General features: G+C 71.6%; 9 protein-coding genes. 4 read left to right on the top strand and 5 right to left on the bottom strand.

Going from position 1 to position 15,115, the window contains the following annotated elements; all coding sequences use genetic code 11:
- The first annotated feature begins 289 nt into the window (after nt 1-289).
- Complete coding sequence (gene arr / locus JW364_RS23050) at nt 290-745, top strand: NAD(+)--rifampin ADP-ribosyltransferase (protein WP_240199514.1); 456 nt, start codon at nt 290-292, stop codon at nt 743-745.
- A gap of 90 nt (nt 746-835) precedes the next feature.
- On the opposite strand, the gene JW364_RS23045 is transcribed toward arr, so the two are convergent.
- The 4 genes from JW364_RS23045 to JW364_RS23030 all read right to left on the bottom strand — a co-directional run bounded on the left by JW364_RS23045 (nt 836) and on the right by JW364_RS23030 (nt 7,079).
- A complete protein-coding gene (locus JW364_RS23045; RefSeq protein WP_374100870.1) occupies nt 836-1,534 on the bottom strand; it encodes a hypothetical protein in 699 nt (232 codons plus the stop codon).
- Nucleotides 1,535-1,825: 291 nt separating this feature from the next.
- On the bottom strand, nt 1,826-2,584 hold the full coding sequence (locus JW364_RS23040) for an SDR family oxidoreductase (RefSeq protein WP_065631311.1): 759 nt from the start codon (nt 2,582-2,584) through the stop codon (nt 1,826-1,828).
- Nucleotides 2,585-2,802: 218 nt separating this feature from the next.
- On the bottom strand, nt 2,803-5,295 hold the full coding sequence (locus JW364_RS23035; protein WP_205334433.1) for a helix-turn-helix transcriptional regulator: 2,493 nt from the start codon (nt 5,293-5,295) through the stop codon (nt 2,803-2,805).
- Nucleotides 5,296-5,330: 35 nt separating this feature from the next.
- Nucleotides 5,331-7,079: an Hsp70 family protein gene (locus tag JW364_RS23030; RefSeq protein ID WP_205334432.1), complete on the bottom strand. Its 1,749-nt coding sequence runs from the start codon at nt 7,077-7,079 to the stop codon at nt 5,331-5,333.
- A 350-nt stretch (nt 7,080-7,429) separates the two neighbouring features.
- Between JW364_RS23030 and JW364_RS23025 the strand changes: the two genes are divergently transcribed.
- From JW364_RS23025 to JW364_RS23015, 3 genes are all read left to right on the top strand, one after another.
- Entirely contained in the window at nt 7,430-10,741 is a 3,312-nt protein-coding gene (locus JW364_RS23025; protein ID WP_205334431.1) for an IniB N-terminal domain-containing protein, read from the top strand.
- Between the two features lie 189 nt (nt 10,742-10,930).
- Nucleotides 10,931-12,928: a dynamin family protein gene (locus tag JW364_RS23020; protein ID WP_205334430.1), complete on the top strand. Its 1,998-nt coding sequence runs from the start codon at nt 10,931-10,933 to the stop codon at nt 12,926-12,928.
- Nucleotides 12,925-14,430, top strand: coding sequence for a dynamin family protein (locus JW364_RS23015; RefSeq protein ID WP_205334429.1), 1,506 nt, complete (start codon nt 12,925-12,927; stop codon nt 14,428-14,430). Before JW364_RS23020 ends, JW364_RS23015 begins: the two co-directional genes overlap by 4 nt.
- Here the strand turns inward: JW364_RS23015 and JW364_RS23010 are convergent.
- Nucleotides 14,411-14,953: a hypothetical protein gene (locus JW364_RS23010; RefSeq protein WP_065631315.1), complete on the bottom strand. Its 543-nt coding sequence runs from the start codon at nt 14,951-14,953 to the stop codon at nt 14,411-14,413. The two genes, JW364_RS23015 and JW364_RS23010, sit on opposite strands and share 20 nt — an antisense overlap.
- Nucleotides 14,954-15,115 lie beyond the last annotated feature (162 nt).

Here is a 15,115-nt window from a genome sequence, read left to right as displayed (position 1 = left end):
CAACCACCCCCACAACGTCAACACCGCCATGAGCAGCATCTGGGGACCCCACGCCCAGAACTACTGGATGAACAACCACATCGACACCGGATACCCCCAGGTCAACGTCGGCTTCGACCAGTGGTGAGGTCGAACGCGTGGTGAGAAGGAGGAAGGAGATGGTTCGGGGGCGGGTCGCTCGCCCCCGAACCCCGCCACTTCCACCATATGTCGGGAACGGGGGCTTGCCGCAAGGCCCCGATGGCCGTGCACAATCGCTCGACGACGACCGAGACGCAGGAGGCCATCGATGCCCGAGAGTGCAGACCACCCCGACATGGCGGGTACCCCGGAACGATTCCGGGTGCACGAGTCCGGGACTTACTTCCACGGCACCCGCGCCGACCTCCGGGTGGGCGACTTCCTGACCCCCGGTCACCGATCGAACTACCGGCGCGAGCACATCTCGAACTACGTCTACATGACGAAGGTGCTCGACGGCGCGGTGCTCGCGGCCGAGATGGCGGTGGGTGACGGGCGCCCCCGGGTCTACGTCGTGGAACCGCAGGACGACGTACACGACGATCCGAACGTCACCGACAAGAAGTTTCCCGGCAACCCCACCCATTCCTACCGGAGCGCCCGACCGGTCCGGATCGTCGGCGAGATGACCGACTGGGCAGGACATTCGCCGGAGTACCTCCAGCAGTTCCGGGAAGGGCTGGAGGCTCTCCGACAGCGCGGCGAAGCCGTTCTGTACGACTAGCCCGGCCGTCGCGACATTCTCGCCGTGACGGCGGCGCTCCGCGACCGGTCATCGGCCGCGGAGCGCCTGCTGCAGGGTCGAACTCACGGATCAGGGGAAGATGTTCTCCAGCGATCCGAAGGCTCCGCCGGCACCCGATGCGGCGAAGTTGGTGGTGCAGCCGTTGAACGAGACGTTGTCGACATTGATCTTGCCGGTCTTTTCGTTGGGCTGACTGGAGATTCCGTAGTGGTCGACCACGGTGGTGTGGCCCTCTGAATTGGCGGCCTTCACCAGATCATCCAGGGTGGCGTTGGTGCCTCTCTTGATCGTGCCGAGATCTCGGGTGGACCACCACTGGTCAGATCCGCCGGCATCCGCCTTGCCCGCACCAGCCGGCGCGGTCCAGACGAGCGTCGCAAATCCATTGCTCTCACCGGTGTTGGCCCCGGTCACGCGGAGTTGCCAGTTCGCCTGCCCGTCGGACTTGTTGAACGTGAGCGGCTTCGTGATGGCCTCCGTCAGCTTGAGCTGCCCGGCACTCTTGTACGACGCCTGGCGCGGTGTCTGCTCTGTCGTCACGAACTCGAGAGACCCGTCCTGATCAACAACATTGGTCGCCGTCACCTTGCCGGCCTGGCCGCGCTCGTCACCGAACGTGTTGCCCCACCCCGCCGGATTGGCCGGAGTGGAGACCGTGGCACAGTTCGCCTCCGATACGGGGGCTGCGGTTGCCACCGCGGGAGCGATCAGAGCCGCGACCCCGAGGGTCGCGCCAGCCGTCGTCACACGAATGAGATTTCTTCGCACTGGTTCTTTCCTCTTTTGTCGTTCGGGTCCATCGAACTCCCGCAAGCTAACAAAGGGATTAATCAGATACCAGCGCGATTAAAGGCATCTGAATGAGGAACACCTTTACACAGCGAACCTGACCTGCACGCACAGTGCATCAGTGGACCATGTCGCATGTTCGCTTTTAAATCCGGAAATCCCGGCTATCTGCCTATTCCGCACCTCCCGGTGACTGTGCGCCGAATCCCATTGACTGTGCATCGAATTTCATTGACTGTGTGCCGTATTTCGTCAATTGGACTCGTGGACTCAGAGCGTCGTCGCAATCCCACCGTCGACCGGAATGACCGTCCCGGTGAGGTAACAGCCGGCGCGGCTGGCGAGGTACACGACCGTGCCGATCATGTCGTCGGCTCGACCGATACGGCCCAACGGCGATGCTGCCGCGACTTCTTCGCCCAGCTCGGCCAGGATCGGCGCCATCATCTTGGACTCGAAAGGTCCTGGCGCGATGGCGTTCACGGTGACATGACGCGGACCGAGGTCACGCGCGAGATGCCGGGTCAGCTGATGGACGGCCGCCTTGCTCGACGAGTAGGAGTACGACGCGGTGCGCGGCACCCGGATCCCGTCGACGCTGCCGATCATGATGACCCGCGACGGGTTCTCGGCAGTCGCAGTACCGGTCAGCAACGGCAACAGTGTCTGCGTGAGCACGAACGGCGTCTGGACGTTGAGCTTCAGCACCCGGTCCCAGGCGGAGTCCGGGAACTCCTCGAGGGGCGCACCCCAGGTCGCGCCGGCGTTGTTCACCAGGACGTCGAGGGTGTCGGTCTCCGACGCCACCTGCTGCGCGAGGGTTCGTGCACCCTCGGGCGTCGACAGATTCGCCTGTAACGCAGTCAGTCCCGCGGCGCGCGCCTCGGCCAGCGCGTCGTCATTGCGACCGGTGATGAGGACCCGTGCCCCGCGGTCGTGCAGTCCGTGGGCGATCATCGCCCCGATACCCGACGTGCCGCCGGTGACCAGCACCGTCTTGCCACTCACATCGAACAGGTCAGAAGTCATCGTCGTCGGTACCTCGGTGCTCGTTTCTCCAGGAAGGCGGCGGTCGCCTCGCCCCGATCTTCGGTCATAGCCGTGATCATCTGCTGCCGGTTCTCGAATTCGACCGTGGCACTGAGTCATTCCGTCCCGGAAGACCGCCCCACAGAAACGGACAGACAACATATCGCTCGCGCCGGGCCGCTGTCGGGCGGTTTTCAGCACAGGCGGCGCGAGCCTGCCTACCGATACCCAGCCGCGCGGAGGGCAGCCATCAGTTCCGACCGTGATCCGGCGTCGAGCCGGCGTCGGATCCGGGCGACGTGATGCTCGACGGTCTTCGCCGAGATGTACAGGCGCTCACCGATTTCCCGGTAGGTGAAACCCTGCAGCAGCTCGTGGGCGACCTCGGCTTCGCGACCGGTGAGCGGCCCGCCGACCTGTGGAGTCAGCCGCCGATCTTCACCGGCCGAGCGAGCGGTGTCCAGGAGGCCGGCCGCGGTCGCGGGATCGTCGGCGCGAGACGCGGCCATACCCGCGAGACGCGCTGCCTCCCAGTGTAATCCGATGCTCCGTAGCGCTTCGACGGCGGCGGTGACGGGTTCCGTTGATTCGCCGGCGTCGTTCAGCGCGACCCAGGCGCGCGCACCGGTCGACAACGACCCGGCCGTGCGGTTCTGCGCCGCGGCGAGGTCGAGACGAGTCAACCGGTGCGCCACAGCGGACTGGTCGCGCGTGATGGCAACGGCTTGGACGCCCGCGAAGTCCCACGACGCCGACCACGCCGGGGGGTCGCCAAGATCCGCGAGCAACCGGTCGGCTGCGTGCACATACCGCGCAATCGCGGGAATCTGACCCAGTCGCGCTGCGGCGATCCAGAACTCGCCGAGCGGACGCAGCAGGTAGAGGTCCACCTCGATGGCGGCGAGGAGCGACAGGCCGTCCTGCCACGCGGCCGACAGCGCGGACAGGTCACCGTGGCGCCGGGCCAACCCGAGCCGGATGGCCTGCACCCGAAAGCTTTCGGACATCCCCTGCGGTTCCGCCGTCGGGAGCAGACGCGCCGCCGCTTCGAGATCGCCGACGGTGAGCGCGGCCTCGGCGTCGAGAATGGTTCGGGCCGGCTCCGCCGCCACCGTCCGGATCGATTGCGCGGCAACGGTGTCGCCGAGGTTCAACGCCACCGCGGCGGCCGCGTGCAGAATTCGGGCCGCAGACGGGTCTCGGGATGATGTCGCCCCTGCCGAGATCCCCCGGACCACGGCGTCGACCGCATCGCCGGGACTCATCTCGGCCGTGTCGTCGAGGGTGGCGAGCAGCCCGCGGACCACCAGCGACCGTGTGGCCCGACTCGCCACCGGCGCGCGGCCACGATCGGCCGCGCCGATGGCCGTGGCTGCCGCACGGTCGCCGACCGCGAGCAGAGCGACGGCAGCCGACAATGACTGCGATGCAGAAAGATCAGGTCCCGTCCAGCGGTACAGGTCGGCGGCGTGCGAAGCGAGTCCGCGACGCGCTGCGACTGCGGCGGCGAGCTCCACCCACTCCGCGACCCATTCGTCTGTGGGTACGGCCGACTCCAGCCGACGGTCGGCCGCGGCACCCGCACCGTCGAGATCCCCCGATGCCAGGGCACGCTGGGCCATCAGGAGCCGGACGTCATCACGCCCCGGCTCCACCCGATCGGCGGCCTGCAGGAGGACCACCGCCCGCGCCGCGGTCGCGTCGACCGCGCCGACCAGCAGCGCGTCGACGATCCGCGGGTCGTCGACACCGGCCTCGGCCGCGAGCAGCGCGGTGTCGGGGGTGAGCTCGGTCGCACGCAGTCCGACGACGACCGAGTTGCGTCGTAGCTCGTCGATCTGCTTGTCTCCCAGCACATCACGCAGTGGACCGGCCGCAGCCGAGACGAAGACGTCCGCGCCGCGTAACAGGCCGCACCCGCGAGCCCGGTCGACCGCCTCGAGCGCGGCGGCTCGGTCGGTGCCCGCCGCTTCGGCGACGCTGTCGGGGTCGAGGGGCGCCCGGACCGAGGCGAGGGCCAGCACCGCGAGCGTGAGCGGATCGAGTCCGCGCAGCAGCCGATGGTGCCACTCGCGGGACACCCGATCGACGACGGCGATTTCGTCGGCCCCCGGCTCGTCGAGGACGCGCGAGGCGCTGCTCGAAGTGCTCCGGAGCGCCCGCAGCACAATGTCGATGGGAGCTCGCGCACCGCCACAGCGTCGACGGATCAGCGATGCCGTGGTCGGCGCGAGGGTCAGCCCGGCGCGGGTCGCGCGGGTCAGGACATCGGCGGTTCCGAGCGCCTCGAGTTCGAGGACCGCGCCGAACGGTCGGGCGCGGTCGCGCAACCGGCGGACGTTCGGGTCCAGTTCCCGCGGTTCGATCGTGGCGATCAGCCCGATCGTTCCCGCGTCGAGCATGCCCAGCGCGGTCTCGAACATGGCCACCGGCCACAGATGCATGTCGTCGGCCAGCACGAACACGGGACCCGCGCCGTCCGCGACGGGCAGCCCCACACTCACCGGGAGGTCCAGTCGTCGGAGTTGTTCGTGCACGGCGTTCAGCAGTGCCGAGCGTCCGCTGCCGGGGGTGCCGACGGCCACGGCGCACAGCGGATGGCCCGCCTGCGCGCGATCGACGATGCCCGCCACCCACGACGAGGTGCGCGACGCGGCCGAGGACGGGTCCGGACGGTCACCGATCGTGGAGACCGGTGTCGTCGGGGTCATCGAACGGTCCAGGGGTGACCGGGGAGTCAACGGATTCAGCAGTCGATGCCGACGACGCCGGTGACGCCGCACAGCACCCGGCCGGTGCCGTCGAGGACCCCGCCCGGGGTGATGCCGCCACCGCCGGTGTCCGGTTCGGGGTAGTCCGGCGCCGGTGCAGGCGCTGGTGCCGGAGCGGGCGCCGGCGCTGGTGCTGGTGCTGGTGCGGGCGCTGGAGCAGGCGCGGGCGCCGGTGCAGGCCGGCCGGGGGTGCTTCCGGGCGCAGGGGCGCCGGCAGACGGGGCGCCCGCAGACGGGGCGCCGGCCGCGGTCCGCCGCGGCGCATCGGTTGCGGTGCCCGGAGCCCGGGTTCCCGTACCGGTCACCGGTGCTGCGGTGGTCCCGGGACGCGCACCGGTCGCGGTGGTGCCCGGGGCGCCACCGGGGTTCTGCGTCGAGGTGGCCGTGGTGGTCGCCGCTCCCGCGGGTGGGGGCGTCGCCTCGCCGACCGAGCCGACGAGTCCGGTGCCGACGGAGAGTCCGGTTGCCGTGACGAGCGCCAGTGCGGCGGCGCCGACCGTGATGAGGGTGCCCCGCTTACGACGCGAGAACCGGGGAGCGGGCTCGGCGACCGGGGTGGTCGGAGCCGGGACGATCTCGCGGAGCGGCCGCTCCTCGGGCGCGGCCGAGACGAGGGCCGCGGTCGTGGCGGCGGCCGGCGCGCTCGCCGACCGGCGGGCGGCGAGCGTCGTGCCGGCCATCAGCGCACCGCCGGCTGCCGAGGCGGACGCGGGATCGGGGTCGAGGACTACCGGCAGACGCAGGGTCGAGGACAGCATCTCGGTGACGAGCGGGATCGCCGCACCGCCGCCACCGAGCAGGACCGCGGACACCCCGGCCGGCTTCATCCAGGGGGCCGCGTGCGCGCCCGACGAGTCGTGGCCGACGGCGGACGCGGAGACCGCTTCACGAACCAGCGCAACCGCCTCCATGACCGGTGCGCGCAGCAGGTCCTCGATGTCGTTCCGGACCAGCCGCGCCTCGGTGCTCACCTGCCCGATCCGCACGTCGACGACGGTGTCGGTGTCCACCGACAGGGACTCCTTGGCCCGGCGGCACTCTTCCCGCAGCCGGTTCACGTCGTCGAGGATCGCGCCGTTCCGGGCCGGGTCGGCCAGACCTGCGTCGACCTCGGCGCCGGCACCGGTCACCCGCAGGGTGTGCGCCAGCAGCAAACGGTCGAACTCGTTGCCGCTCACGGTGTCCAGATGCAGCGGACGGCCGATCGGGGCCGGATCGGAACCGGTGGTCAGGACGGAGACGGTGAGCCCCCCGGCGCCGAGATCGCAGACGACGACCGCGCCGTCGCCGAAGGCGCCCTCGGCGTGTTCGGTTGCGGCCAGGGTCGCCCGTGACTCGGTCACCCAGGTGATCGCGTCCGCCGGCACCGAGTCGGGGTGGGCGGCAAGCGCCGCCCGGGCCTCGTCGACGGCCTGATCGGACCAGTTGTCGGGGTGCACGACGGTCAGGTGCACGTCGTCGGACGGTGCTGAGTCGACGCTGTTCGTGCCGAGGTCGAGCCGGGCGACCAGCGCCGCGACCGCGTCGGCGTAGAGGTCGGCGGCCGCGATCGTGCGGCCGTGGTCGTCGAGCATCGGGACCGGGTCGCCGACCCGTCCGAGGAAGTCGTCGGCATCCACCAGAGCGGACGTCTCGACCGAGACCGCGCCCTCCCAGGACTGTTCCGAGGCGGCTACCGCCACGCTGTTCGCGGACCCGATCTTCACACCGATCCCGATGGCCATGACGCTCACTCCTGTTCGCACCTGCAGACGGTGGGCGGTGACGGTGCCGCGTCGTGCGGGCAATCCGTCGATGTCACGTGCCCCGGCCCCGGCGGCGCACTTCACCCAGTGTGTCGCGGACCGGCCCCCTGGTGTTAGCCCTGGCCGGGGATTAGGGGGAAACTCCCGACCCCCCTATGCCGGCGGCGCCCGGACCCCGTCCCCGGTCGAAATCCCCCTGGGGGGATGACCCACCCCCCGGTCGTCGGCAGGACTGGGGATTTACCCCGATGTCGTCGGGCCCCGAAGTCCATACGGTCGAACTCGACACGGGATCGAACTGCGATCTCCCCGACGCAAGGAACGACGCCATGGCGACCAACGCGGTACTCGACTTCATCCTCGGTCTGCTTCGCGACGAGGAATCCTTCAACGCCTACTGCGGCAATCCCCAGGCCGCGATCGATCGCGCCGGACTCACCGGCGTCACCCCCGCCGACATCTCCGCAGCCGCCCCGCTGGTCGCCGGAGGCGGTCTGGCCGCAGGCGGCGGCCTCGGTGCGATCATCGGTGCCGGCGGTGGGGCGGTCGGCGGCGGCGTGATCGGCGGCGGCGCGGTCGGTGGCGGCGTGATCGGCGGCGGTGGCGTCGGAGTCGGCCTGGGCGGCCTGGAGTTCGGCGACATCAACGTCGGCGGCGGAGACGTCAACCTCGGTGACGTGAACCTCGGCGGCATCGGTGGGCTCGAACTGGGCGACCTCGACCTCGGTGGACTCGATCTGGGTGGAATCGATCTGGGCGACATCGACTTCGGCGGTCTCCTCGGCGGCATCGGGCTGGGCGACATCGACCTCTCGGGTCTGTCCCTGGCCGATCTCGACCTCGGCGGTATCGCATTCGGTGACCTCGACCTCGCGGGCCAGCTGGCCGTCGCCCTGGGCGCGGCGCTGTCCGCGGGCCTGGGCGCCGGCGGCGCGATCGCCGCGCAGTTCGGTGCCGCGCTGGGAGCCGCGCTCGAGACGGTCGTCGACGGTGGCCTCGAGCTCGCCGCAGGCATCGGACCGGTCATCGCCGGGACGCTGGCCGGCGCGATCGGCGCCGAGGGCGCCCTGGTCGCCCAGCTCGGGGCTTCGCTCGACGCACTCCTCGCCGCAGGCGCCGACCTCGGGCTCGGACTCGGGGGCGGTCTCGCCGCGCAGCTGTCGGCGGCGCTCGAACTGGGTGGCGAACTCGCCGGCTCGTTCGGCGCGACGCTGGGCGGTCTGCTCGGCGCCACGATCGGCGCGGGCGGCGCACTCGGCGCCGACCTCGCGGCCGCGCTCGGTGCCGGTCTCGGTGCGGGCGGCGCGCTCTCGGCGGTACTCACCGGCGCGCTCGGTCTCGGCGCCGAACTGTCCGGCGATCTGACCGCCGCGCTGACCTCCACTCTCGATGTCGCGGGTGACCTCTCGGCGACGCTGTCGGGTCTGCTCGACGCGCAGGCCATCGCCGACCTGTCCGGCGAACTCGGCGCCACCCTCAGCGGCGCTCTCAGCTCGACCCTGGCCGCGGGCGGCACCGCTGCCGCCTCCGTCGGCACCGCACTCGGTGTGGCCCTGACGTCGACGGCCGCGGCGACCGGCGGACTGGTCCTGACCGGCGCGGCCGGCGCGAACGCCGTCCTCGGTGGCGCCCTGACCGCCGTCCTCGGTGTCGGCGGCGGCGCTCAGGCCGGGCTCGCCGCGGCGCTCGAATCCGTCCTCGAAGCCGGCGGGATCGTCGACGTCGAGGCCATGATCGAAGCCGGCGGCGATCTCAGCACGACTCTCGCCGGCGCTCTGGCTGCCGGCCTCGAAGTCGGTGGCGAAGCCGCCGCCGGTCTCGGTGCGGCCCTGGGCGGCACGCTGGCCGCAGCCCTCGAAGGTGGCCTGGCCGCCGATCTCACTGCCGGGCTCGGCGGTGCCATCGACGCCGGTCTCGGTCTCGGCGGGGCGCTCGAAACCGGCGTCGGCGGCGCTCTCGAAGCGGGACTGGGACTCGGTGCCGGACTGGGCGCGGGTCTCGGTGGCGCGGTCGAGGGCGCTCTCGGCGGCGGCCTCGGGGTCGTGGGCGGCCTCGGCACCGAACTCGGAGCCGCGCTCAACGGACTGTTGTCGGCCGGCGCCGGCCTCGACACCGCGCTGAGCACCGTGCTCACCGGTGTCCTCGGCGCGGCTGCAGGCGCCGACCTGGGGGCCGCCCTGGGTGGCGCCCTCGAACTGGGCGGCGTCCTCGGCGCCGACCTGAGCGGCCTGCTCGAGGGCGGACTGGCCACCGACCTGGCCGCGCAACTCGGCGCGATCGTCGGTGGCGGCGGTGAGCTCGCGGGCGAGCTCGGCGCCACCCTGGGCGGCGTGCTGGGTGCGGCCGCAGGCATCGAGGGCATCCTCGACGCCGCCGCCGGTGCCGGCCTGAACGTCGGCGAACTGCTGGCCGCGGACCTCGGCGGTGCACTCGGCGTCGACGGCGCCCTCATCACACAGCTGGGCGGGGCGCTGGACGCCGCACTCGACGCCGGCGCGGGACTGGGCCTGGTGACCGAGACCGCCGCCGACCTCGGCGGAACCCTCGAGGCCGTGCTGGCTGCGGGCGGGGATGTGGGTGCCGACCTCGGCGCGTCCCTCGGCGCCGTCCTCGGGACCGCACTGAGCGGTGAGCTGGGTGGTTCGCTGGCCGGCCAACTGGCCGGCGGGGCCGAACTCCCGGCAGCCCTCAGCACCGTTCTCAGCTCCGCACTCGACGTGGATCTGTCGGCCACCGACGGCCTCGTCGCGACCCTGGACTCGACCCTGGAGGCGACGGGTGGCCTGGGCGGGGCACTGACCGGCGAACTCGAGGCGATCGTCAACCCGAGCCTCATCCTCTCCCCCGAGGGCACCATCACCGTGGGCGGACCGCTCCTGGTCACCGAAACCCTCGGCGGCACAGTGGTCGACAGCCTCACCGGCAACCTGGGCGCGGGCACACTGGCCGGCCTGGGCACCGTCGCCGAGACCGGCACGGACTTGGTCGCCGGGCTGGACAGCACTCTGCAGGGCGGCCTGGAGGGGACCCTCGAGACCGGACTCGCCGGCCTGGGCGCCGGGAGCGGCGAGGCCGATCTGGGCGCCACCGCCGGTCCGGTTCTCGACGGTGCTCTCGGCGCCGGCGCAGGCGTGGGCGGAGGCCTCGGTGGGGATCTCGGTCTGGGCGGCGACCTCGGCCTGGGCGGTGCGCTCGACACCGAGCTGCCCGCGGAGGTCACCTCCGAACTGACCACCGCGATCTCCGGCACGGCCGGCGGCGCAGTGGACGTGGTCGGCGACGCCGCGGGCTCACTCGAGACCGGGGTCGGCGGCACCCTCGACACGACCACCGACATCGTCGGTGGGGTGACCGGTGGTCTGACCGGCGGCGCGGTGGTCGGTGGTGGCGTCGACGCCGGCGGCGGTGCCGGCGCGGACGGCGGCCTGGACCTGGGCGGCGTGACCGACACCGGCGCCGAACTCGGCGGTGCGGTCGACACCACCGTCGGCGGCGCGGTCGACTCGACCGTCGGCGGCGTGGCCGACACGACCGCCGGCCTCACCGGCGGATTGACCGGCGGCCTGACCGGTGGCCTCGGTGGCGACACGGACACCGGGATCGGCGTCAACACCCCGGACGCCGGACCCGACGCCGACTGACCGGGTCACGTCGGCAAACCCGCCCCGGGACCGTCCCACGCTCCAGCAACCCTGGACGTGGGCCGGCCCCGGGGCGGTCCTCGTCCGGCCCCGCCTTCTCCCGGCGCGCTCGCACGCACCGCCCGAACGGGTGCGAAGCCCCGCCGATGCCGACCGGACGGGCCGACTCACCGCTACCGTGAGGACACCATGACCACTCCACCCGCCGAACCACCTCGCGTCGGCCGGCACGCCGCCGATCGGGACGCACCTGGTCCCGCCCCCACGTGGAAGGCAGCAGCCCCGACCGCACCGGCACACGCCGCTGCCCCGCCCCGGCCACCCGCGGCCACGGCCCCAGCCCCGGCAGTGGCGACCCCGGCACGGACACAGGCGCCGAACACCATCGGCGACCTGCTGACCACGATGTCCGAGGTGGCCCGGGAGGCGGGCCGTAACGATCTGGTCAGTCGCCTCGACGGCGCGCGCACCCGGATCACCGACCCCCGCCTGCGGATCGTCGTGGTGGGTCAGCTGAAACAGGGCAAGAGCTCGTTCGTCAACGCACTGCTCAACCTGGACGTGTGCTCGGTCGGCGACGACGAGACGACCGCGGTGCCGACGGTCATCTCGCACGCCACGCAACCGTCGGCCCATCTGATAGTCGACGGCCCGGCCGCCGACAATCGCATCCCGGTGCCGATGGACGCCATCGCCGGCATCACCCCCGACTCCCCGCTCGCCGGTGGCCGCGAGGTCCTCCGGCTCGAGATCGAGGCACCCGGCCCGTTGCTCGCCGACGGCCTCGTCCTCGTCGACACCCCCGGTGTCGGCGGCCACGGACACCCTTATGCCGCAGCGACTCTGGGTATGGTCGCGGCAGCCGACGCGGTGCTCGTCGTGTCGGATGCCAGCCAGGAGTTCACCGCGCCGGAGATGTCCTTCCTCCAGCAGGTCGCCGGACTGTGCCCGACCATCGCGTGCCTCATCACGAAGACCGACCTGTACCCGCACTGGCGCGCCGTCGTCGACGCCGACCGGAGCCATCTGCAGACCGCCGGCCTCGACATCCCGTTGTTGCCCGTGTCATCGGTGCTCCGCACCCACGCGCTGCGGCTCGGCGACGAGAAACTCAACGCGGAGGCCGGGTTCCTCGATCTGTACCGGTACCTGCGCGAGCGCGTGGTGTCCACCGCACGGCAGGCGACCCGCACGACCGTCGCCACTGATCTGCGGGTCGTCAGTGAACATCTCGCGCTCACCCTGGGCAGCGAACTCGCCGCCCTGCGGGATCCGGAGACCGCCGGCCGCGCCGTCGGCGCGCTCCGGGAGGCCAAGTCCGACGCGGAGGCAATGCGGCGTCAGTCCGCTCAGTGGCAGCAGACGCTGGCCGACGGGATCGCCGACCTCGCCGCCGACATCGACCACGACCTGCGGGACCGTCTCCGCGCGGTGACCCGGGAAGCCGAGCGGGCCATCGACGAGGGCGATCCGGGGGTCGACTGGGAACAGCTGAGCGCGTGGCTGGCCGATCAGACCGCCGCCGTCATCGGTGACAACTTCGTCTGGGCACATGAGCGATCGGTGTGGCTCGCCGAGCGGGTGGCCGACCACTTCGCGGCGGCCGGCCAGAACTCGCTGCCCGACATCGACGTCGCCGATCTGACGGGTGTGCTCGATTCGGTGGCCGAACTCGCCGAACTCGACAGCGGCAGAGTCGGTCTCGCCCAGAAGCTGTTGATCGGCATGCGCGGTTCGTACGGCGGTGTGCTGATGTTCGGACTCATCTCGACGATGGTCGGCATGGCGCTCATCAACCCGGTGTCCGTGGGCGCCGGACTGCTGCTGGGCACCAAGGCGTACCGGGATGACAAGGAGGCGAAGGTCCTCGAACGTCGCGCCAAGGCGAAGGTCGCGGTGCGCGCGTTCACCGACGACGTCAGCTTCCAGGTCGGCAAGGAATCCCGCGACCGGCTGCGGGTCATCCATCGAGTCCTCCGCGATCACTTCACCTCAGTCGCGGAACAGACCGCACGCTCGATCTCGGAATCCCTCAGTGCCGCACAGTCTGCCGCGACCCTCGCCGATTCGGAGCGATCCGGACGCGTCGCCGAACTCGAGTCCCGGCTCACCGCGGTCGCCGCGCTGCGCAAGGCGGCCGATCATCTCGACCCGGACGAGCCCGCTGCGGAGCTTCCGCGCCGATGACCGACATCGCCCGCGTCCGAGGGTTTCTCGACGCCACCCGCACCGCCCTCGCCGACGACCCGCACGCACAGGCCGAGCTCGACGTGTGCGCGCACCGGTTGTACCAGCCGGTGCGGGTCGCCCTGGCCGGTTCGCTCAAGGCAGGCAAGTCGACGCTGCTGAACGCCCTTGTGGGACAGGACATCGCCCCCACCGATGCCACCGAGTGCACGCGGGTCGTCACCTGGTACCGCAACGGCCGGTCGCCGTCGGTCACCGCACACGTCGACGACGGTCGCGCGGTGGGCATCCCGGTCACCCGCATCGGCGGTCGGCTCGGCTTCGATTTCGGGCGGCTCACCGCCGATCGCGTCGACCGCCTGGACGTCGAATGGCCCGCGCGTGCCCTGCAGTCGACGACCATCGTCGACACCCCGGGCACGGCATCGTTGTCGACGGAGTTGTCCGCGTCGACCATCCGGCTCCTCACCCCCGACGACGGTCAGTCCGGCGTGGACGCCGTCGTCTACCTGTTGCGTTCGCTGACCGCCACCGACACGACGATGCTGCGCCGCATCGGGTCGGCCATCGGCGGATCGTCGGGCCCGCTGGGTGTCATCGGCGTCGTCTCCCGGGCGGACGAGCTCGGCGCCGGCCGGATGGATGCGATGATCTCCGCGCACCAGATCGCCGGACGGTTCGCCGGCGAGCTCGAACGCACGGGCCTGTGCCAGGCGGTCGTGCCGGTGGCGGGACTGCTGGCGCTCGCCGCCCGCACCATGCGGGAGGTCGAGTTCCGCGCGCTGGCACAGCTGGCCGCGACCCCGGCACCCGACCTCGAGGCGGCCTTGCTGACGATGGACCGGTTCTCCCGGCCGGACATCCTGCCCGACATACCCGCCGAGCTGCGGCGTTCGCTGGCCGAACGCTTCGGCGCCTTCGGTATCCGAATGGCGGTCACGCTCATCCGGTTCGGCGCCGGCTCGTCGTCGGCGCTGGCCGCCGAACTCGTCGAGCGCAGCGGACTCTCGGAGTTGAGCGCCATCATCGACACCCAGTTCGGGCAGCGCGCGGACCAGCTCAAGTCCCATTCGGCGCTGGTGACGATGGATCACCTCCTGGCCGCGTCATCGTCGGCGGGGGCGCGTGACGTCCGGGCCGCGGTTCGCCGGGAACTCGCGGACGTCCACGGTTTCCGCGAGCTGCGTCTGCTCGGCACCATCCGGGCCGGGGGCGTTGACCTCCCCGCTGATCAGACGGCCGAGATCACCCGGCTCATCGGCGGGTCGGGCATCGATCCCGCGGCCCGCCTCGGACTGCCCGCGACCGCCGACGTGTACACACTGCGGGACGCCGCGATCGACGCCGCGCGGACCTGGCGGGCACGTGCCGGCCACCCGCTCCTCGCGCCGGCCTCGGCGTCGGCATGTCAGGTCGCGGTGCGTAGTGCCGAGGGTATCGTCGCCCAACTCGGTGAGGCGGTCCGGAGCGGCGGCCAGGGTTTCAGCGCAGGGATGCCGTGACCGACCGGGTGTAGGACGCTCCGGTGGCGACGACCGCGACAAGCGCGGCCGCCGCCGGAACCCACTGTGCGACAACCGGTAAACCGGCGTCGGAGAGTGCTGTCGCGGACGGGTTGACCGTGAGATGGAAGGCCACGGCGCCCGCCACCGCGACGACGGCGCCGACCGTCAGGGTGCTCCGGCCGGACCGTCGACTGTCCCAGAGTCGCGCGGACCCGTACAGCCCGAGGAGCACGACGACCAGTGCGATCGCCCCGCCCACCATCAACGAGATGTCCACGGCGCGTGCGGCATCGGTCCCGCTGCCCGGATTGGTCCGGACGAGATCGGCGGCCAGGACGGACCGAATGTCGTTCAGCGACACCAGCGTCAGGCCGACGGTCACCACGACCAGGGCCACCGACACCAACCAGCCGAGGATCACATAGCGAGTGACCGGGGAGCGTTCGACCGGCCGCTGCGGGCGCAGCGGCGTGACGGCGACGCGCGGGCGGGGAGGCGGAGAGCCGTCGGCGTTCGACATCCCTCGATGGTAGTTGCCTGCGCGTTCCGCTACCCCGAACCGGCGCAACCTCGGATCATCGTTCTCGAAGCCGCCCCGCGACCACCACCGCATGTCCCCCGATCGGTGGAGGCACCATTCACCCCACCCATCACCCGGTCAGCGGAATCCCCCGACCACCCA

This window comes from Gordonia sp. BP-119 (assembly GCF_016924115.1).
Lineage (GTDB): Bacteria > Actinomycetota > Actinomycetes > Mycobacteriales > Mycobacteriaceae > Gordonia > Gordonia hongkongensis.
This window is presented reverse-complemented; position numbering and strand designations above follow the sequence as displayed.

Coding starts and splice junctions, on each gene's coding strand:
- arr (WP_240199514.1), top strand. CDS start 290: ATGCCCGAGAGTGCAGACCACCCCGACATGGCGGGTACCCCGGAACGA.
- JW364_RS23040 (WP_065631311.1), bottom strand. CDS start 2,584: ATGACTTCTGACCTGTTCGATGTGAGTGGCAAGACGGTGCTGGTCACC.
- JW364_RS23035 (WP_205334433.1), bottom strand. CDS start 5,295: ATGACCCCGACGACACCGGTCTCCACGATCGGTGACCGTCCGGACCCG.
- JW364_RS23030 (WP_205334432.1), bottom strand. CDS start 7,079: ATGGCCATCGGGATCGGTGTGAAGATCGGGTCCGCGAACAGCGTGGCG.
- JW364_RS23025 (WP_205334431.1), top strand. CDS start 7,430: ATGGCGACCAACGCGGTACTCGACTTCATCCTCGGTCTGCTTCGCGAC.
- JW364_RS23020 (WP_205334430.1), top strand. CDS start 10,931: ATGACCACTCCACCCGCCGAACCACCTCGCGTCGGCCGGCACGCCGCC.
- JW364_RS23015 (WP_205334429.1), top strand. CDS start 12,925: ATGACCGACATCGCCCGCGTCCGAGGGTTTCTCGACGCCACCCGCACC.
- JW364_RS23010 (WP_065631315.1), bottom strand. CDS start 14,953: ATGTCGAACGCCGACGGCTCTCCGCCTCCCCGCCCGCGCGTCGCCGTC.